Consider the following 19,227-nt stretch of genomic DNA (forward strand, 5'->3'; position numbering starts at 1 on the left):
TGCTTATTCCTTCACTATTTTGTAATTGGTCGTTTTACCGCAGGGGCCCGATACGGCTACGAAATACAGGCCTGGTTTCAGCGAACGTATGTCCAGTTGGTTAAGGCCTCCCGTCAGTATGGGTTGCAGCAGGATACGGCCCGCAAGGTCGGTTACCACCGCAACTGCTGTTTCATTGCCGGGTATCCTGATGAGTAGGCGGTCTGATGCGGGGTTAGGATACACCTGCATACCATTCCATACCGGTACTTTCGCGGTGCCGCGTGCCGTACCTACAGGTGTTGCTACTACTGCGTCCGAAACGGTGCGCAGATCCGGCTGGTATACCGCATCCTCATAGGCCAGCAGGTAATAACGGGCCATTTCCCGGGCGATAAAGTCATCATCTGCAGCGATCGTGTATACTTTATCACGTAATGCAGGATCCATATCACTCCAGCTGTTGCCGGCCTCTTCGAGTCCCTGCTGTACGGCGATCATATCCTTCACATGTTGCAGGCGGCTTTGCTGCAGCTCGTTTAATTCAAATTCATCGGGAATAGCTTCGAGGGTAGCCATAGCCTCATCGAAGCTGCCTTGCTGTGCTTCTATCCCGGCCTTCATTACTTTGAAGTCGTACAGGTATTTGGCGCTTCCCAGTAAAGAGATCATTTCGGCCGGGTGTATCTCTACATCTTCTCCGTTGGAGGCGCTGAGGTGGCGGTCCAGCATTTCCCTTACCAGGTAGGCGTATTGGGCCAGGTTTACGCTATAGTCTTCGCCCGAATTTACTTTACCATCGATGGTCGCTTCCAGCTCGGCCTTGAATGCAGACAGCTGCTGCAGGGTCGTTACGGCGCTACCGGGAGGGATGATCTTGGTCGGACAGGTATTGCTGCCGCCATTCATCAGGGTTACGTTATGATAGGCAGGCGTAGTCGCCGGGGTCGCGGGATCGGTATAGTAAAGGATGCCATTGCCGGCGTTGTTTAAATTATGAGCGCCTGTGCTGGTGCTGAAACTGCTGAAGGTGTTGCCGGCAGTAAGCGGGTTGCCATTGAAGCCGGCTTGCATATAGGCGATGCCGCTGGTAAGACTGGCGGTGCCACCGGTAACGGTAATGTCGTAGGCGTCGCCTATGGCATTGGTCATGGTATTACATAAGAACATAAGGCCATTGGCCGGGCTGATGGTACTCCGGTTATTGTCGTTGGCCTGCAGGGCGTAACTTACATTGGTGATCTGGTTTTTATAGATCTCGTTATAGCTCTCTCCTGAATTTTTAACGGTAATGCCATAGGTGCCGTTATTACTGGTAGTGCTGGAACCCTGGATCACATTTTGCTCTACGCGGAAACCGCTGCAGCCCTCCAGCGTAATGCCCGAACTGTTGGCGGGCGCCAGGTTGATGGTGTTGCGCAGGATTTTCGTATTCTGGTAGCCGGTAATATAAATCCCGGTGTACGTATTGTTGATCTGGGTACGGTCGATCGTTATCGCATGTACTTCGCCCTGGTTAGGCGCATAGATACCCCGGACGAAGTTCGATACTGTATTGGGCGTAACATTGGTACACTCCTGTCCGAATACAATAATGTTGTCGTTACAATAGGGTTGTATAACCGCGCCTGAACTTTCGAGATAAACAGCGGTGTGTCCGCCCCACATAAAGTTCGGATCCCGGTAGAAGGTATTGCCCTGCACTTTTACACCTTCCACATGATGCATGTTGATACAGGGGGCCGTGCCGCCTGTTGGTATATCGGTCGTGTTATCGAAATAAAACCGGCTCTTATTGATAAAGCTGTAATCTGCGAGTTTGATCGTTGGTGTGGTCTTGGAAAAATTCTCATAGCTGTGCAGGTATACGCTGAAGGTATTGTTGTGGAACCTGGAGTTGCTGATCTGAACGATACCGCCGCCGGTGCTAAAGGCGCCGAAATCTGCCTGGAAGTCCCAGTTGCGGACGCCGTAGATGCATTTTTCGATCAGTGCATTGTTCAGCGTGGTTTTACTCATGCGGGTGTCCTGCTGGCTCAGGGTTTTCTTGCCTACCGTGTAAATGCCTTCCCAGCCGTTGTTACCGGCTGTGCCGGTAAGTGTGGCGTCGTTGATGACCAGCCGGCCTCCTGCGGGGGTAGTCTGGTTACTGGGGTTGGATAATACCTTGATATAGACACCAGGCGAGCAGGTGATAACCGTATTGGCGCCGGAAATCGTAAGTGTAGCGCCAGGCTGTATCTCTACTTTATCCGTCAGTGCAAATGAAGTATTCCAGGTCGTGTTCGTGTTGATGTAGATCGTTGCCGTTGCAGGCAGGGATACAGCTAACAGTGCTGCGGTGATCAGGTTTTTGATCGGGTTGGATTGGAACATGAATATTTGTTTAAAGGTGAATGTAACATCCGGCAGGGGCCGGTTTGGAATCGGGTAATTTTCCCTGTTCGGGAAATGGGGCATAACTGCAAAAGGAACAATAGGAGGCCAGCTGTAACAGGTGCTGAAGGACTACGGGATATGCAGGGCTTTACAAGTCCTGTCCGGGAGCGATAAATCCGGGACGAACGGTATGCTTTTCAAATATAGGACGCAGGTATTCGGGGCGCATCAGCTTATGCGGCAGGTGCAAAACTGCCTGGGCGGGTAGCAAACGGAGTCAGGTAAACGTGTAACGATTTGTTTCATAGATGTTTGGTTGGAATGTAAAATCGAATTTAAGATAAGTTTTTATGTAATACAAAATTTATTATGTTAATGACAACTTACTGGATATCAATTGCCGCTTAGCAGGGATTAAAGGGCAGATGGTGGGTAAATTTTGAATTTTAAATTTTAAATTTTGAATTTTGGGTATTGGGTATTGGGTATTGAGTATTGGGTATTGAGGGTGCGATGGCGTGGGCTTAAGCAACGAATTGTCATCCTGAGCGCAGCCAAGGATCTTACCAGGAAAAACAAAGCCGGCAAGCAACTGCTATGCTCAGCAGGACAGCAACCTTCTAACCTCTAATATCTAACCTCTAATATCTAACCTCTAATATCTAACATCTAATATCTAATATCTAATATCTAATATCTAATATCTAACACCTACTATCTAACATCTCCTATCTAATATCTAACACCTACTATCTAACATCTCCCATCTCCCATCTAACATCTCAAATCTAACATCTAACATCTCCCATCTAATCTGATTTTTCCACTATCTTGCCGTTGTATGGAAGAACTCGCCCGCTATCTTAAAAACTACTATCATTTAAGCGCTGCAGCCTACGACGCGTTATCGGCCTGCTTCGAAGAAAAAATATTTGCCAAGAACGATTATCTTTTAAAAGAGGGGAAAATATGCAGGCACCTGTACTTCCTGAAACAGGGCGCCTTGCGGGGTTATTATAATGCCGATGGTAAAGCGATCACCCATTGGTTCGGTTTCGAAGACAACTTTGTGACCTCGTTCTATAGCTTTATTACCGAAAAGCCGGCAGTAGAAAATCTCCAGTTTATAGAGGGCAGTATCGTATATGCCATATCGAAAGAAAGGCTGAACGGCCTCTTTAACCAATACCACGAAATAGAGCGGCTGGTACGTATCGTATACGAACAGTATTATATCCGGCTGGAAGAACGTTATGTAAACGCGCAGTTCAAAACCGCGGCCGAACTGTATCACAACCTGCTGGAGCAATCGCCGCATATAATCGGGCGCGTACCCCTGGGGTATATTTCTTCGTATCTCGGTATCACGCAGGAAACGCTCAGCCGCATCCGTAAGCCGCGTTAACATTTCCTTTGGCGGTATTTGATAATTGTCAAATTTATTGCAGGCAACGGGCAATACTTTTACACCATAAATTCAATGTTATGGAACAGAATCAGATCCAAAAACCGTCCGCTGCCTTTGTTGCAGCATCCTGGGTGTCTTTGTTTGCAGGTGTTTGCGCGTATATCATCGGCCTGTGGAATGCCGAAATGCAACTCAATGAAAAGGGCTATTATTTTACCGTACTCATGTTTGCCCTGTTTGCCGCCATCTCTGTACAAAAGGCAGTAAGGGACCAGTTGGAAGGTATACCGGTTACCAATCTCTATTATGGCCTGGCCTGGTTTTCCATGGTTTTAACGATCGTATTGCTGACCGTAGGACTCTGGAATGCAGAGCTGACCAAAAGTGAAAAAGGTTTTTATGCCATGTCGTTTGTGCTGAGTATATTCTCCGCTATTGCGGTACAGAAAAATACCAGGGACACCCGTATCGCCACACTGGGCGAAACCCATAAAACAAACTCCGAATCGCCAAGGCCCTTCTGACCTGTTGTTTAAAGCCCCTGTAAACCCTCACCATATATGCAGCGGGCAGCGCGATTAATATAACCCAATTAGAATTGTGTGTAATCCCTGCGGGCCAGGTTGAGCCGCAGTCCGGCGGAGAAGTACAGGTTGCTGTTGCCGGGCAGGATATCCTGCTCCACCTTGTATTTACGGTAAGTACCGCCCAGGTCGAAGTACAGGCGGGGTCTCAGCTCATAAGATGCATTAAGACTCAGCAGGAAGCAGCTGGCTTCCGGACCATTGATCAGGCTTACGCCATAGTCGCCGGGCCGCGACTGGTAATCGAGGAAGATATTGTTGCCGTAGTTAATGCCGCCGGTATCCACGCCCTGTTTGTAATACATAGCCTTGGCATCGATCGCCAGGCGGGGCATAGGCTGGTAACGGGCCAGCACCAGTAACTCGGCAAAGCCGGCGCCCAGGGGATGCGCCATCGGTTGGTTGTAATGCGTATTGTTCGAAATAGCAGTGTCAGAAAGACTCCGGTAGTGCTGGTAGGTGTAAGGGCGTACGATATTCACCTCGGCCTGCAGGTCCAGGTTGGGTATCGTAAAGGCATCAAAGTATTTGATGCCGCCCTGAAGCCCCCACTTATTGGCCCAATAGCCTTTACCGGAAAAGATCTCCTTGGTCGAAAATTCATTGATCAGTACCTGGCCGTAAAGGCTCAGGCGTTTCAGCGCAAGCGCCTTGAAATTGAAGCCCAGCGCTACTTTATCCGGACTACCCATGCCTCTTTCGATAGCACGGTAGAAGATGATGGGATTCATATAACCAAACTCGTAGTGGCCTTCGCGCGAGAACGTAACGGTTTCGAAAAAGCCGATATTGAGCCAGCGGGTCAGGTTGAGGCTGAGGTAATGCGCCGTGGCGTATTTATTGGCCTGCGATGCCGAATTCTGGGGTTTCAGTACAGTATACAGGTTCTGGTAGTTCAGCTTCCAGATACGGGTATTGATACGGGCAAAGGCCGCGCCTTCCGAGAAGTCGGAAAGAAAAAGTGAGCGGTAGCCATCCCCGATAAAATGCTTGTCGTAACCCAGGGTAAGACTGATATGATCTTTGATGAGGGCGATATCGGCATAACCGCGGAATTGCAGGTACTGGTAACCGTTACCAGAGCGGTTATATTTACCGGCGCCGGGTATAGCACCCCATTTGCCGATCCAGTCGCGGGCATAGGATACGGGCTCTTCATAATTATTCGTAACAAAAAAGTAGAATCCTACACGGTCCCTGAACCTTCCCCGCAGCTCTGCGCCCTGGGTGGTGCTCCAGAGTGGTTTACGCGCGTTATCGCGTTCGTAGGTACCCTGGAAACCCAATACAGGGTTGATCACCAGGAAAAAATCATTTTTGTTGACATGCACCAGGTCGGGCTGCTTCCGGTAAAAGATACCAACCGGGTGTTTCGAATCGGCGGCGCCGTCGCTGTTTTGTCCCAGCCATTCGCCGCTTATGGAGAGCGCCCGGTTTATATTGTACTGGTCGGTATTGCTCCAGCCGGCATTATAGAAATCTGATTTTTCTTCGCGCAGGAAATGCACGGCATCCAGGCGGGATACCGGCTGCACATTCAGGAACAGATCGTTGGAAAGTGAGCCCGACAAGGCTTCCAGCCGGTTCAGGAGATGGTATTCCTCGCTGCCAAAAGGTAAATAGGTATTTTGTGCACCGGCACGATGCAGTACAAATAAGCCCAATAACAGTAAGAATATACGTTTACCCATGGTCCTTTAGAATATAATAAGGCCGCAAAATACGAAAGGGAAAGCAATCTTGCGGGTTTCGTGGCGCTGCGCCCGGGGTTATCCTTTTATTTTTTCTGCGAGCCAGAGAAACTCCCGGACAAAATCTTCCACGTTTTTCTGGAATTCCGGTGCGATCAGTTGCGCCGCCTCGTCAAATTTCTTATTGGCCTGGGGGACGATCAGCATAAACGGAGAGGCGATGCCGAAAAGCGCGGGTACCAGCTGCAGCAGCTGTTGTGAGGCCCTGATGCCGCCCATAACACCATCGGAAGAGGTTACGATGCCGAACACTTTTTTGTTCTGTTTCGGGAAATGGTCGAAGAGGTTTTTCATGGCCGGGGAGTAAGCGCCATTGTACTCCGGGGAGCAGATAATGAAGGCATCGGCGGCAAACATCCGTTCGGCAAGCGGTTTAAAAGCTTCGGGCGCATGGTCTACACTGGTCCATACCTGCTGGATAAAAGGCAATACGGTTTTGTTCATTTCGATCAGCCCTACATGATGGGCGGTTATCGATTGCAGGTATTCGTAAAGATACTTCGCCACACGGGCGTTCAGGCTCGGATTGCGGGGGCTGCCCGCTATGATTTCAATGTTCATGATGCTTGTTTCTGCCTGCAAGTATAAGCGTTTCTTTGTTTTGTTTAAGTTATTTGTAAAGTAATTATAATTGCTGTATAAATCATGAAAAATGGAATAACTTCGCGCCGGTTTTCCAGGAGCGGCCCGGCAATACTGTATGGGAGCGCTTCGCGGATCACGCTCAAATCTTTAAAAAACTAAAGGACGCAAATAAAAACAGGTACCCTATGAACATTATTATACCCATGGCCGGAATGGGCAAGCGTATGCGCCCGCACACACTGACCACCGCTAAACCGCTGATCCCTATTGCCGGCAAGCCCGTAGTGCAAAGGCTGGTAGAAGATATTATCGGCACTGCTAACGAGAAAGTGGAAGAGATCGCTTTCATCATAGCGCCGCATTTCGGGAAAGAAACCGAAGAAATGCTGGTTAATGTGGCAGAAAGCCTGGGCGCCAAAGGTAAGATCTGTTACCAGGAGAAAGCCCTGGGTACTGCGCACGCCATTCTTTGTGCGGCAGACAGCCTGAAGGGCAATGTGTTTATCGCCTTTGCAGATACCCTGTTTAAAGCCGATTTCAAGATCGATACCAGCAAAGACGCCATTATCTGGACGCAAAAGGTAGACGATCCTTCGGCCTTCGGCGTGGTACAGCTGGCAGACGACGGCCGCATTACCGCTTTCGTAGAAAAGCCGGAGACTTTTGTTTCCGACCTGGCGATCATCGGCGTGTATTATTTCAAAGACGGCGAGAACCTGCGTGCCGAAATGCAATACCTGCTGGATAACAACATTACCGATAAAGGCGAATTCCAGCTGACTACCGCTATGGAAAATATGCGCAATAAGGGCCTGGGCTTTTACAGCGACCAGGTAGAAGAGTGGCTGGATTGCGGTAATAAAGACGCTACCGTATATACCAACCAACGTATCCTGGAAATAAAGAAAGATAAAGAGCAACTCGTTGCCGCCTCTGCAAAGCTGGAAAATGCTACAATCATCGCCCCTTGTTTTATCGGCGAAAACGTACGCGTGAGCAATGCTGTAGTCGGTCCGCACGTATCGCTCGAAGCCGGTGTAACCGTTGAAAACGCTTTGATTAGCAATAGTATTATCCAGGCGCAAACAACTGTTAAAAATGCCCACATAACCAATTCCATGTTGGGAAAAAACGTAAATTACAGCGACAAGGCCGCTGAGCTCAGCCTTGGTGATTTTTCTGTGATTTTATGATAGACCTATTTTTGTCTTTAAAGATAAATTTGAAAAAACCTGTCTGGCAGAACCGTCCGGACAGGTTTTTGATTTTCGCGTTATGCATATTCCTGTTCGCTTCCTGTACCGCAACGCGGCGCCAGGCGGGAAAGGCAGCGCCTGCTAAAGACACGGGTACCACAACAGTAATTATAGACAAAAAATTACGGGCAGGCGAAACAACCGACGGCATATTTATAGATGCCGTTAAGGCGAAGATAACGGATAACAAACCGGATGCCTTCAAACTGTTTACCCGCGTTGCAGCCATCGATCCCGGTAATGCCACCGCCCATTTCGAGCTGTCGCGTATATGGCTCGAGCGGCGCAACATTCCCAAAGCGATCGAGGAGATCCGTGCCGCATTGCAACGCGACTCTACCAATAAATGGTTTTATAACAGTTATGCCAACCTGCTGGATGTAGACGGCCAGTATGCAAAGGCCGCCGGTATTATGGGGCAGCTTGCGGCACGTGAAAAGTCGCCCGAAGACTTTCTCCAGCGCCAGGCCATCTTCCTGCAAAAGGCCGGGAAAGATAAAGAAGCGCTGACCGTGCTGGATAAGCTGTCGACCTATGTAGGGCAGGACGATGAAGTACTGTTGCTACAGAAACAACAGATCTACCTGAGCCAGAATGATGTGGAAGGCGCGGTGCGCGAAGTGCGCAAACTGGTGGGCTTTTACCCCCAGGAGCCGCGCTACCTGCTGCTTGTAGGCGAACTGTATGATAACAACGGCAAGAACAAAGAAGCCCTGAAAGCTTATAAAGATGCCGAAGCCCGGTTTCCCGACGACTCCAATATCCAGTTTGCACTGGTACAGTATTACCTCAAGAATAAGGATACCGCCAACTTTCAGCATTATCTCGAAAAAGCGATCCTCAACAACGAACTGAGTATGGAAGAGCGCATCAGCCTGATTGCGCCCTTTATCCAGAGCCGTAACCAGGAAAACACACCTATCGGGAATATGGCCATGGGGCTTATCCGTAAGCTGGCGGCACAGGAACCGCCGCAACCGGAACCCAAATTGCTTTACGCCGATCTGCTGGTCGCCGATAACCTTATCGATAGCGGCCTGGCAGAATATAAAAAAGTGATCACGCTGGACTCGACCCGCTTCGGCGCCTGGCAGCAGGTCCTGCTGGTCTATGCGCAACAGCAGCAATACGATTCCCTGCTCAACTATAGCCAGCGGGCCGCGCCCTTGTTTCCCAAAGAGCAGATGGTGTTTTACCTTGGGGGGCTTGCCTACCAGATGAAAGGCGATCATGGAAATGCCGAAACTTTTCTGCAAAAGGCCATAAGCCTGCATAAGACCGGCAACGACGAACTGCTGTCGGAAATGCTGACAGCGCTTGGCGACGCTTATAACAGTGCGAAGAAGTTCGCTGCCTCGGATAGTTGCTACCAGGCTGCCCTGGCCCTGGAGCCCGATAATGCGTCGGCTTTAAACAATTTCAGCTATTACTTGTCTGAAAGAGGGGAGCGCCTCGATGATGCGGAACGGATGTCGGCGAAGTCGCTGACGTTGCGACCCGGTGAAGCGACTTACCTGGATACTTATGGCTGGATCCTCTATAAACAAGGCAAATACAAAGAGGCTAAGGGTTATATCGAAAAGGCCATCAGCGCGATCAAGGGCGATGGCGATGCTACGCTTTACGAACATCTGGGCGACATCGAGTACAAGATCGGTAATACGGATAAGGCCCTGGAAAACTGGCGGCTTGCCAAAACCAAAGGCGGTAAATCCGAACTGTTGGAGCAAAAAATTAACGAACAAAAATTAAAAGAATAAGATCATGTATAAGCATCTCAAAAAAGCAAACAGCAATTGGGTCGCGGCCGGTCTACTGGCGGTGGCCTGTTTTATCCTGCCGGCTTGTAAAACCTCGAAGAAAATAACAGAAACCGAACCCCGGAAAATAGAGCAGCAGGGCATGAAACCCGAAGCCTACCTGGAGCAACAGATCCAGTATTCCAGCTTCTCCGGTAAGGCGCAGATGCATTTTGAAAACAAAGACCAGAACCAGGACTTCTCCGGCAATATCCGGATGCAGAAAGGCAAGACCATATGGGCTTCGGTAGTGGCCCTGGGCATCGCCGAGGTAGCCCGCGCTTCGATTACCCCAGATAGCCTTAGGGCCATCGTGCGGATCGGTAAAAAGGCTTATGCGCTTTCGTACGAGGAAGGGCTGCAGCTGATACAGGCCCAGGTAGAGTTTCCCGTATTGCAGAACCTCATGATCGGTAACCCCCTGATCAGTGACGTGCCGGTTAAAAGTCACCAGGAAAAAGACAGCCTGATCTTACTTACCCTGGTAAAAGACGACTTTAACGAAGTGCTTACCTATAACAAACAAACGGGCATGCTGCAGCACCTGGAGCTCCGTTCCGATAAGCGCGATTTTACCTGCACCATCCGTTACGAAAAGTACGGACCTATTACCAATAAGCAACCCTTTGCCTTTAACCGTTATATCGTAATCAATAACAAAGGGCAGGAAGTAAAGCTGGATATGGAATTCAGCAAGGCCGAACTGGATGTGCCCGTAGATGTAAGTTTCTCGATACCGGATTCCTATACCCGTATGAGCATCCCTAAGAAGTAATTACCCGGAGGAGTGAGGTGTTAGATATTAGATATTAGATGTTAGATTTTAGATATTGGATTTGAGGCGGTAGATACCAGGTGTTAGATATGGAATGTCCTGCCACTTTCCGGTCATCCGGAGCGGAGCGAAGGTTCTTAATGGAGGGAGCAGGTGTGCTAAACCAAAGGCCTGATTAGGCACAAGGCATCATGTAACAAAGCCAGCTCTCTAATGGGGTGCTTCGAGGTGTTCAGGATGGCAGGTCCTGTAGGAGCTGCTAGGTGTCAGGTGGTAGCTATCTGGTATCGGAATTGAGATATGGGAATCGGGCTGTCACGTCTGAGGTATTGGGTATAAGCTATAAAATAGGAAATAAAAAACGCCGGCCTTGTATAACAGGGCCGGCTTTATTACAGGCCCTGTGCTTTACTTTACCGGCCGGTGTATAGGATATATCAGGATTGCAGGGTGAGTGCGGCGCAGATGATGCCGGTGGCTACCGATACATTGAGCGATTCGGCCCGGCCCCGGCTTGGAATGGTGATCTTATGCGATGCGGCTTCGAGCAGCCCGGCCGACAGTCCGCGGGATTCGTTGCCCATGGCGATAATACCGGGTTCCGGTTGTTGAACGTTGCGGATATCTTCGCCCGAAAGACATGCGGCATACAGGGGCGCCTGGTTCTGTGCCAGGAAATCCTGCAACTCCATTTCCAGTATACGTACGCGCAACAGGCTGCCCATGGTGGCCTGCACCACTTTGGGATTATAGACCTCTACACAGTCGGGCGAACAGATGATAGTGCTGATGCCGAACCAGTCGGCGGTGCGGATGATCGTACCCATATTGCCCGGGTCCTGCACTTTTTCCAGCAGAAGGCTCCAGGCGCCGGTTGCGGGCAGGATCGTATCTTGTGCAGGGCTTTCTACCACCAGCACTACTTCCTGTGCGGTTTGCAGGGCCGATATCTTTTCCAGTTCAAAATCTTCGGCGGCAATCAGCGTGGCTTCGGGGTGCGCGGCGATCAAAGCCCGGTTATCTGCGATCCAGGTTGCAGATGCCGCGATATGGCTGATGCGGCAATCAGCCTGCAGCCATTCTTTAGCATTTTTATAGCCTTCCACCAGGTATGCATTATACTCTTTTCTGTACTTTTGCCTGCTTAACGCCTGGAAAAATTTAATCTGGGCTTTGGTCATTTCTATAATTTAGAGGTGCAAATTATACAAACTTGCAATCATTTTTATAAATTACGGTATAAACCTGTACATGCGGCCTTTCCTACAATTCCTGCTTGCGATCTGCCTGTTGGCGGGTATAGCCGTGTTGACCGGATGCTCTACTACCCGTTATCTTAAAGAGGACGAGTACCTGTTGCGCAGTGTAAATATAAAGTTGAATACCGACCGGACCCTGGCCGAGCGTGGCGCGCTTAACGACCAGCTGTATTCGATTATGCCGCAAAGGCCCAATACCTACCTGCTGGGTGTTGCGCCTTTAAAAGTATGGCTGTACAACATGCGCTACAAGAAATACCAGAAAGATACCTCCAATTTCCAGATCTCCTCAAAAGTGGTGGAGCGGCCGGTGGTACTGGATACCCAGCTCATCGCCCGTACCAAAGCCAATATGCGCGACTTTCTCCGTAACCAGGGCTACTTTTATGCCCGGGTCGACGATACCGTAAAGTACAGTGGCAAAAAGGCTTCGGTAACCTACATCGTAAAAACGGGTACCGAATACCTGATCGATGCGGTAAGTTATGATGTAGGCGACCCGGCGCTGAAAGAGGAGGTGCGGGCCATCAGCAAGTCTACTTTACTGGCCAAAGGCAAGCCCTACAGCAATACCCTGGTGGGCGCCGAACGCAACCGGTTGGCCAATGCCATCCGTAACTATGGTTACTACCAGTTCAGCGCCGACAATATAGACTTTGAGCTGGATACCCTCGATAAGTCTTACTTCAACAACCTTGAAAACCCGTTCGAAAGCGCAGTTAACTTTATCACGCTTAAGAAACAAGGCAAGAAACCCTCGCTTAATGTAAAGGTGATCATCCATGAAACCGACGACAGTCTTGCTTTTCAGAAGTATACCTTCGGCGATGTGATCGTACTGCCCGACTACCGCGATACGAGCGATCTGCGTAGCGCCGCCATGACCGAGAAGACCGTGAACGGGATCAAGTTCCGTTTCCGTAAGCCTTATGTCAACACGACCATCCTGGATAAAAAGATCTTTATACGGCCGGGCAGGGTATACTCGCAGTCGGATTATAACCAAACCATCCGGCAGCTCAACGACCTGGGTATTTTCCAGTATGTGCGGGTCTTTATATTCGCCGACCGCCAGGACAGCCTCGATCATACGCTCAATTGTTTTATCATGATGAATGAAAACAAGAAGTATGATTTCAATACCAATGTAGAAGTTTCGGGCGGCGATCTGTATGCCGTAGGTACCGCAGCCAATGTATCGGTAACGGATAAGAACTTTTTACGCGGGGCCAACCAGCTGACCACCACCGTATCCTATGGCCTGGAGCTTGGGCAGAATAAAAACCTGGATGTGCCCTTCCTGCAGCAATTCTACCTGTTCTCTCAAAATGTGGGGATAAACTTCAGGCTTACCTTCCCGAAGTTTATCCTGCCCATCAGCCAGAGCAAGTTCAGCCAGAGCTCGCTGCCGCGTACCGTACTGGATGCGGGCGTCAATACCCTCGACCGGCGCGACTATTTCCGGCTGAGTAATATTGCGGCGAGTTATGGTTATATCTGGCGCGAAACGGACATCAAGACCTGGACCGTAAAACCTGTATTTGTCAATACCCTGCAGCTTTCCGGTATCTCGCCTTCTTTCCAGGCCCGTATGGACAGTATACCGGCCATCCGCAACAGTTACCAGGAAACCTTTATCGAGGGGGAAAGCGTGGAGTTCGTGATCAATACGGAGAACCGGAAACGGTGGAAATACGCCTATCTCCGCATTGCAGGCGAAGAGGCCGGGGGCCTGATGAGCGGTATCAAAGGGCTGGCCGACCTGGTCAATGCGCCCCTGAAATTCAGTCATGCCCGTTATGTGCGCTTCGACTTCGATTTGCGGCAATACCTGTTGCAGCGCAACTCCTCGCTGGCTTTCCGGTTCTATGGCGGCGTGGGTATACCTTATGGCGGTTCTACCATCCTGCCTTACCTGAAACAGTATTTCGTAGGCGGCGCTTACAGCATCAGGGGCTGGCGGCCCAGGGTACTGGGCCCGGGCAGCTATTACGATTCCCTGCGGCAAAACTCTACCGACAACCTCTTTATCGACCAGGCGGGCGATATCAAGCTAGAGCTGAACGGCGAATACCGTTTTGCCATGATCAAATTGTTCTCCGGTAGCGTAAGTCTTAACGGCGCCCTGTTTGCCGATGCCGGTAATATCTGGCTGGCGCGGAAAGACAATACCCTGCCGGGCGCCAATTTCGAATTTAAAAACCTGTACCAGGACCTGGCAATCAGTACGGGCGCGGGTTTGCGGCTCGATCTCGGCGGCTTTCTCGTATTGCGTTTCGACTGGGCCTTCCCGGTTAAGAAGCCTTATGTAAAAAGCAATGCCGGCTGGGTGATCAAAGATATCGACCTGGGCGACCCCGACTGGCGCAGGCAAAACCTCAACTTCAATATCGCCATCGGTTATCCTTTCTGACGCGCCTTGCTCGCTACCTGTTGCAATTGTTTTTTCAACCAGGCCGAAACCCCGGCTGCATCACCCGTCTTAAACCGCTGGTCCAGGAACTGCAATACCGCTGCAGGACTGTCGCCCGTTTGCAGCCATTCCTGTAACCCGCGTAACCCATACCGGTCATAGACCGCAGCGGCAATAATACCGCCAAGTCCGTATACACTGCTGGTGGTTCCGGTTACCTGTTTTTCATTAAAGAGCAGATCGTAAAGATCTTGCTCCGGGTGTGCGTTGCTATAGGCCAATAAGGCCTGTGCATGCCTGCTAAGCGGCAGGTTAAGGCTGCCGGCGAGGAAGGTACAGGCGCCTTCTTTAGCCAGGTAACCGCCCTGGTCGCCGGCCAGTTTATCAATATAAAGATGAACAAGCTCATGCGGGTACCACTCCGTATTCAGGGCCGAATACAGGATGTGGGCATCGGCATCGGCCTGCCCGCCGCTTTCCGCCACGTACATATTGGGTACATAGTCGTAGCCCTTTACCCCAAACATTTCCACGCTGCCTGTACAGGAGTAATACGTGGCCTGTACCACCGGCAACTGCAGTAGGGCGGCGTAGTGCCTGTTCATACTGTCGAGGCGCTGTGCTTCCTGTGGGTTATAGGTTCTGCCCGGCGATACGATAAACCGGATCGTGCCTGCAGTATAACGTTTCCAGCTGCGGGTATGGTAGTCGGTGATCCTGCTTAGCCGGAAGCCTTGCTGCTGGCGCGTTACCAGGATATTATAGATAAATTTCAACGAAGAAAAGCCGCCTGCTTCCTGTCCCATAAAGGCCACTTTGGCCAGGCAGGTATCTGTGCCGGCGGGGATCAGTTCCAGCAGGGTGGGGCGGAAGTGCAGGCTGTCCTGCAGGCGGGGGCTGAGCTCGGCCTCGTACAGGTCGCGGTAGGGAAAGCGGTAGCGGGCAAAGTCGGCAGCCAGCCACCAGGCGTTGGCCGAGGGCGATTGGTTTTTGGTGGCGAAAAAAGCGTCGATAGCGTGCAGGATTGCTGTACGGTCTGCGGTATCGAGCATAGCGGTGCGCGGGTTATAGGCTACCGGCGGGTTGCAGTATAGATGCTGTTGGGCACGGGCGGTAAGGCCCGCTGCGACGAGCACGGTAAACATCGTAAACAGGATCCGGGGCAGGGTAGGCTTCATCTTACGAAGCTATCCCGTTTTTAGCATAAAAAAGAAAAGCTTTACTACCGGGGATAGTAAAGCTTTTGTAAAAGGGTTGCGTAGCCCGCATTAACCTTGTTGGGTCAGTACCAGTTTGGCTTCGCTATTGATCACCTCCAGGGCTACTTCTACGGGGATATTATTTTCGTTCGATAAAATGAAATCGATCATACGCTGGTGCAGTTCCCGGGCGGGGCTTTCGGCATTAAGCTGGCTGGCGATCTGGTTCACCATAGCCAGTTCCTGTTCTTTAACGCCCTGTACGGTTTTCCATACCTGGGCCGATACATAGATCTGTTGGGAGAGGTTGTGCTCGAACTCGCCGTTAACCGTTGCTACAATGGCCGATTGCAGGTCTCTTACCGTCATACCGGTTTCGTACAGGCGCGGGATCAGCACCCGGGGGTGGATACGTTCCATATACAGGGCCAGGCGTTCGTAAGCCTGTAAACGCAGGCGCAGCGTGGTATCCATATTTTCTTTAAAGATCGAAAGGCGTTTACGCTGGGTTTCGTTAACGAGAAACTTGTTGACAATGATTGCAGCGGCGATTAAAACCACAATCGCGGGGATCGTATATTTAAGGATCTCCAGAATAGTTTGTACTACGGTCATTCTTTTTTAAGGTTAGGCAGCAAATATAATGATTTGCTTATGGTTTCGGGCCGCTAAAAAACGGCTTATCCCGGCAGGCTCAGCAAGCGGAACTGGCGCGGGGTAATACCTTCGGCTTTCTTAAACTGGCGGTGGAAATAATTGAGGTCCATAAAGCCCAGCTGGTAACATACATCGCTGATGCTGAACTCCTGGCAGGAGAGTAATTGTTTGGCCCTGCGGATGCGTTCGTGCAGGATAAACTCGAGCGGGCTGATGCCGAACTCCTTGCGGAATACCCGGTGAAAGGTGGCGCGGCTCATACAGGCCAGCCTGCTCAGTTGCTCTACATTGATCTTGTCGGTAATATGCTCCTTGATATAGCCCACCACGAAGGCCAGGGAATGACCATTGCCGGGTTGCGCGGTTCGTTGGGCCTTTTGCAGGTTCTGCGTTTGTACAATGCGTACCACCAGTTCCTGCAGGGCCAGGTCGGCCAGTATGTCTTTATGTTCGCCCGCGGCCGAACAGATCTGGATCAGTTTATTGAGATGCCCCGAAAGGGCAGCGTCGTTGGGGAAATGGTAGTCCTGGTAGTTCAGTTGCCAGTAACCTGCCTGTTCGGGTTTGGGATAATGTTCGTTGAGGAAGTCGAGGGTCTGGTTGATCTTCATCTGCTCTATGGCCAGTGCGATACACTGTGTTGGGCTTTCGTCGCGGGCTTCGGGAAAGTCGATATTCATCGTCGTGCGTGCCGGTACAATCACCGTTTCGCCGGGCAGGTAATCGAAGCCGGGACGGTCGTACAGGTGCATCACCTTTTTGCCCCGCAGCATACTCGTTACCACGAAGTCGTTGAACGACAGCGGCACGTTGTCGGAGGGGGTATAGGTCTCGAAAATGTTCAGTTCGCAATTGCTCAGCGTAAATGCTTTCCGGTTTTCAACAAGCGTGTTCAGCTTTTGCTTCGGCGTAAGGCCTACTGGCTGTGGCAGATATTTCATAGCCATTTTATGCTGTTTTTTGGGAAATGGAGCACAAAATTGTGGACAACTAAGTTAGGTAAAAAAACGGTACAAAATACAGGGCAGGGAATGAGCGGATCGTGCTATAAAATGAGCGGATCGTGCGCCGTGTAAAAAAAAGTAATGACTTACTTCGTGATACAAAAAACGAATGTACTATGTCAGCAATTGCAAAAAGGCCTGAATTCAAGGCCCGTTATGAAAATTATATCGGCGGCAAATTTGTACCTCCCGTAAAAGGGGAATATTTCGATAATGTTTCGCCTATCGACGGCAAGGTATTTACCCAGGCTGCCCGTTCCGGCAAAGAAGACGTAGAACTGGCGCTGGATGCCGCCCACGCCGCCTTCCCGGCCTGGAGCAAGACATCGCCTGCTCACCGCAGCAGCCTGCTGCTGAAGATTGCCCAGGTGATCGAGGATAACCTGGAATACCTGGCCATCGTCGAAACTATCGATAATGGTAAAGCCATAAGAGAAACACGCGCTGCCGACCTGCCGCTGGTAGTTGATCACTTCCGTTATTTTGCCGGCGTGATCCGTGCCGAAGAAGGTACCATATCCGAACATGACGAGCATACCGTAAGCATCGTGCTGCATGAGCCGCTGGGTGTGGTCGGACAGATCATTCCCTGGAACTTCCCGTTGCTGATGGCGACCTGGAAGATAGCACCGGCGCTGGCTGCAGGCTGCTGCACCGTGGTAAAACCGGCCGAGCAAACCCCAACTTCGATTATGGTATTGCTCGAGCTTATCGGCGATATCCTGCCGCCGGGCGTGTTGAATGTAGTAACCGGCTTTGGTCTCGAAACGGGTAAACCGCTGGCTACCTCGCCACGCATTGCCAAGGTCTCGTTTACCGGCGAAACCACTACCGGCAGGCTCATCCTGCAATACGCGTCTGAAAACATTATTCCCGCTACGATGGAACTGGGGGGCAAGTCGCCCAATATCTTCTTCCCTTCGGTAGCCGATGCCGACGACGAATTTTTCGACAAGGCGGTAGAGGGCGCGGTGCTGTTTGCCCTCAACCAGGGTGAGGTGTGTACCTGTCCTTCGCGTATCCTGGTGCACGAAAGCATTTATGATCAATTTATAAGCAAGGTAGTCGAAAGGACCAAGGCTATTAAAGTGGGCAGCCCGCTCGATGGTTCGGTAATGATGGGCGCACAGGCATCCAACGACCAGTACGAAAAGATTATCTCCTACCTGCAGATCGGTAAGGAAGAAGGCGCCGAAGTGCTTACCGGCGGCGAAGCTAACAAACTGCCCGGCGACCTGGACGGCGGCTATTATATCCAACCTACTATTTTCAAAGGGCACAACAAAATGCGCATCTTCCAGGAAGAGATCTTCGGACCGGTAGTTTGCGTAACCACTTTTAAAACAACTGAAGAGGCCATCGAAATCGCTAACGATACCCTGTACGGTCTTGGCGCCGGTGTATGGACCCGCGATGCCCACGAACTGTACCAGGTGCCCCGCGCCATCAAGGCGGGCCGTGTATGGGTCAACAACTACCATGCCTACCCGGCGCATGCTCCATTTGGCGGGTATAAAAAATCGGGTTTCGGCAGGGAAAATCATAAGATGATGCTGGAACATTACCGCCAGACCAAAAACATGCTGGTGTCGTACAACAAGCAGAAATTGGGTTTCTTTTAGCAACAGTACAAAAGGGAGGAATGATTTATTCCTCCCTTTTAAACATCTTTAAGGCTTTTGCCGTTTTATAAAAAACACGTTTATGACCAGCAGGGTATTGGTAACACCGGAAGCGGCTGCTGTTATAGAGCAGCTGAAGGAAAAACACGGACCGCTTTTATTTCACCAGAGCGGCGGCTGCTGCGATGGCTCTTCGCCCATGTGTTTCGAACAGGGCGATTTCAGGGTCGGCAGCAACGATGTGTGCCTGGGGGCGATCTGCGATAGCCCGTTCTGGATGAGCCAGGACCAGTTTGCCTATTGGCAGCATACCCAGCTCACCGTGGATGTGACGCCAGGCAGGGGCGCCAGCTTTTCGCTCGAAATACCGCTGGGCCTTCGTTTCCTGATCCGTTCCCGCATCTTTACCGATGCAGAGCTCAACGATCTCGTACCCCTCGTATACCTCGATGAAGACTAGGGCGCCCGGGGCTACACACCGGGAAATTATAACATTTGTAAATGGCCTAAGTCGCTATCTTTGCAGCTAAATTTCATTCCTGGCTGAAGCGATTTCT

The 19,227-nt window shown here is 50.7% G+C and carries 15 protein-coding genes; 8 read left to right on the plus strand and 7 right to left on the minus strand.

Annotated elements, in window-relative coordinates; translation table 11 throughout:
- Positions 1-3: 3 nt before the first annotated feature.
- Positions 4-2,355, minus strand: a complete 2,352-nt coding sequence (locus tag B0I18_RS21925) for a T9SS type A sorting domain-containing protein (protein ID WP_181358576.1) — start codon at positions 2,353-2,355, stop codon at positions 4-6.
- A gap of 844 nt (positions 2,356-3,199) precedes the next feature.
- Here B0I18_RS21925 and B0I18_RS21930 point away from each other — a divergent pair.
- Together B0I18_RS21930 and yiaA are read left to right on the plus strand one after the other, a co-directional pair.
- Positions 3,200-3,763 carry a Crp/Fnr family transcriptional regulator gene (locus tag B0I18_RS21930; RefSeq protein WP_106524905.1) on the plus strand — a complete coding sequence of 188 codons (564 nt, stop codon included), beginning with the start codon at positions 3,200-3,202 and terminating at the stop codon, positions 3,761-3,763.
- 80 nt (positions 3,764-3,843) lie between these two features.
- Complete coding sequence (yiaA, locus tag B0I18_RS21935) at positions 3,844-4,290, plus strand: inner membrane protein YiaA (protein ID WP_106524906.1); 447 nt, start codon at positions 3,844-3,846, stop codon at positions 4,288-4,290.
- A gap of 68 nt (positions 4,291-4,358) precedes the next feature.
- Here yiaA and B0I18_RS21940 read toward each other — a convergent pair whose 3' ends face one another.
- Both B0I18_RS21940 and B0I18_RS21945 read right to left on the minus strand, forming a co-directional pair.
- Positions 4,359-6,041, minus strand: a complete 1,683-nt coding sequence (locus tag B0I18_RS21940; RefSeq protein ID WP_106524907.1) for a hypothetical protein — start codon at positions 6,039-6,041, stop codon at positions 4,359-4,361.
- Positions 6,042-6,119: 78 nt separating this feature from the next.
- Entirely contained in the window at positions 6,120-6,662 is a 543-nt protein-coding gene (locus tag B0I18_RS21945) for an NADPH-dependent FMN reductase (protein ID WP_106524908.1), read from the minus strand.
- A gap of 209 nt (positions 6,663-6,871) precedes the next feature.
- On the opposite strand from B0I18_RS21945, the gene B0I18_RS21950 reads away from it, so the two are divergent.
- The 3 genes from B0I18_RS21950 to lolB1 are packed head-to-tail and all read left to right on the plus strand — an operon-like array spanning position 6,872 to position 10,516.
- Entirely contained in the window at positions 6,872-7,879 is a 1,008-nt protein-coding gene (locus B0I18_RS21950) for a sugar phosphate nucleotidyltransferase (RefSeq protein WP_106524909.1), read from the plus strand.
- 29 nt (positions 7,880-7,908) lie between these two features.
- Entirely contained in the window at positions 7,909-9,702 is a 1,794-nt protein-coding gene (locus tag B0I18_RS21955; RefSeq protein WP_181358577.1) for a tetratricopeptide repeat protein, read from the plus strand.
- A gap of 4 nt (positions 9,703-9,706) precedes the next feature.
- Positions 9,707-10,516, plus strand: a complete 810-nt coding sequence (gene lolB1 / locus B0I18_RS21960; protein ID WP_106524911.1) for a lipoprotein insertase outer membrane protein LolB1 — start codon at positions 9,707-9,709, stop codon at positions 10,514-10,516.
- Between the two features lie 437 nt (positions 10,517-10,953).
- On the opposite strand, the gene B0I18_RS21965 is transcribed toward lolB1, so the two are convergent.
- Entirely contained in the window at positions 10,954-11,697 is a 744-nt protein-coding gene (locus tag B0I18_RS21965) for an RNA methyltransferase (protein WP_106524912.1), read from the minus strand.
- A gap of 70 nt (positions 11,698-11,767) precedes the next feature.
- On the opposite strand from B0I18_RS21965, the gene tamL reads away from it, so the two are divergent.
- The gene (tamL, locus tag B0I18_RS21970) at positions 11,768-14,188 is read left to right on the plus strand and encodes a translocation and assembly module lipoprotein TamL (protein ID WP_106524913.1); all 2,421 of its coding nucleotides are present in this window, start codon (positions 11,768-11,770) and stop codon (positions 14,186-14,188) included.
- On the opposite strand, the gene B0I18_RS21975 is transcribed toward tamL, so the two are convergent.
- The 3 genes from B0I18_RS21975 to B0I18_RS21985 all read right to left on the minus strand — a co-directional run bounded on the left by B0I18_RS21975 (position 14,176) and on the right by B0I18_RS21985 (position 16,991).
- Positions 14,176-15,366 (minus strand): hypothetical protein, encoded by a 1,191-nt coding sequence (locus B0I18_RS21975; RefSeq protein ID WP_106524914.1) that lies wholly within the window; start codon positions 15,364-15,366, stop codon positions 14,176-14,178. The two genes, tamL and B0I18_RS21975, sit on opposite strands and share 13 nt — an antisense overlap.
- A 90-nt stretch (positions 15,367-15,456) precedes the next feature.
- Positions 15,457-16,002, minus strand: coding sequence for a DUF7935 family protein (locus tag B0I18_RS21980; RefSeq protein WP_106524915.1), 546 nt, complete (start codon positions 16,000-16,002; stop codon positions 15,457-15,459).
- Between the two features lie 65 nt (positions 16,003-16,067).
- Positions 16,068-16,991 carry an AraC family transcriptional regulator gene (locus tag B0I18_RS21985; protein WP_219906028.1) on the minus strand — a complete coding sequence of 308 codons (924 nt, stop codon included), beginning with the start codon at positions 16,989-16,991 and terminating at the stop codon, positions 16,068-16,070.
- A 173-nt stretch (positions 16,992-17,164) separates the two neighbouring features.
- Between B0I18_RS21985 and B0I18_RS21990 the strand changes: the two genes are divergently transcribed.
- The gene (locus B0I18_RS21990; protein ID WP_106524916.1) at positions 17,165-18,670 is read left to right on the plus strand and encodes an aldehyde dehydrogenase family protein; all 1,506 of its coding nucleotides are present in this window, start codon (positions 17,165-17,167) and stop codon (positions 18,668-18,670) included.
- An 82-nt stretch (positions 18,671-18,752) separates the two neighbouring features.
- A complete protein-coding gene (locus tag B0I18_RS21995; protein ID WP_106524917.1) occupies positions 18,753-19,130 on the plus strand; it encodes a DUF779 domain-containing protein in 378 nt (125 codons plus the stop codon).
- Positions 19,131-19,227: the final 97 nt, after the last annotated feature.

Source organism: Taibaiella chishuiensis (genome assembly GCF_003014535.1).
Classification (GTDB): domain Bacteria; phylum Bacteroidota; class Bacteroidia; order Chitinophagales; family Chitinophagaceae; genus Taibaiella; species Taibaiella chishuiensis.

Bases quoted from the DNA above. Each gene is read 5' to 3' on its own strand.
- B0I18_RS21995 (WP_106524917.1), top strand. From the start codon at position 18,753: ATGACCAGCAGGGTATTGGTAACACCGGAAGCGGCTGCTGTTATAGAG.
- B0I18_RS21975 (WP_106524914.1), bottom strand. From the start codon at position 15,366: ATGAAGCCTACCCTGCCCCGGATCCTGTTTACGATGTTTACCGTGCTC.
- B0I18_RS21980 (WP_106524915.1), bottom strand. From the start codon at position 16,002: ATGACCGTAGTACAAACTATTCTGGAGATCCTTAAATATACGATCCCC.
- B0I18_RS21950 (WP_106524909.1), top strand. From the start codon at position 6,872: ATGAACATTATTATACCCATGGCCGGAATGGGCAAGCGTATGCGCCCG.
- B0I18_RS21940 (WP_106524907.1), bottom strand. From the start codon at position 6,041: ATGGGTAAACGTATATTCTTACTGTTATTGGGCTTATTTGTACTGCAT.
- B0I18_RS21925 (WP_181358576.1), bottom strand. From the start codon at position 2,355: ATGTTCCAATCCAACCCGATCAAAAACCTGATCACCGCAGCACTGTTA.
- B0I18_RS21945 (WP_106524908.1), bottom strand. From the start codon at position 6,662: ATGAACATTGAAATCATAGCGGGCAGCCCCCGCAATCCGAGCCTGAAC.
- B0I18_RS21965 (WP_106524912.1), bottom strand. From the start codon at position 11,697: ATGACCAAAGCCCAGATTAAATTTTTCCAGGCGTTAAGCAGGCAAAAG.
- B0I18_RS21985 (WP_219906028.1), bottom strand. From the start codon at position 16,991: ATGGCTATGAAATATCTGCCACAGCCAGTAGGCCTTACGCCGAAGCAA.
- yiaA (WP_106524906.1), top strand. From the start codon at position 3,844: ATGGAACAGAATCAGATCCAAAAACCGTCCGCTGCCTTTGTTGCAGCA.
- tamL (WP_106524913.1), top strand. From the start codon at position 11,768: ATGCGGCCTTTCCTACAATTCCTGCTTGCGATCTGCCTGTTGGCGGGT.
- B0I18_RS21930 (WP_106524905.1), top strand. From the start codon at position 3,200: ATGGAAGAACTCGCCCGCTATCTTAAAAACTACTATCATTTAAGCGCT.
- B0I18_RS21990 (WP_106524916.1), top strand. From the start codon at position 17,165: ATGTCAGCAATTGCAAAAAGGCCTGAATTCAAGGCCCGTTATGAAAAT.
- lolB1 (WP_106524911.1), top strand. From the start codon at position 9,707: ATGTATAAGCATCTCAAAAAAGCAAACAGCAATTGGGTCGCGGCCGGT.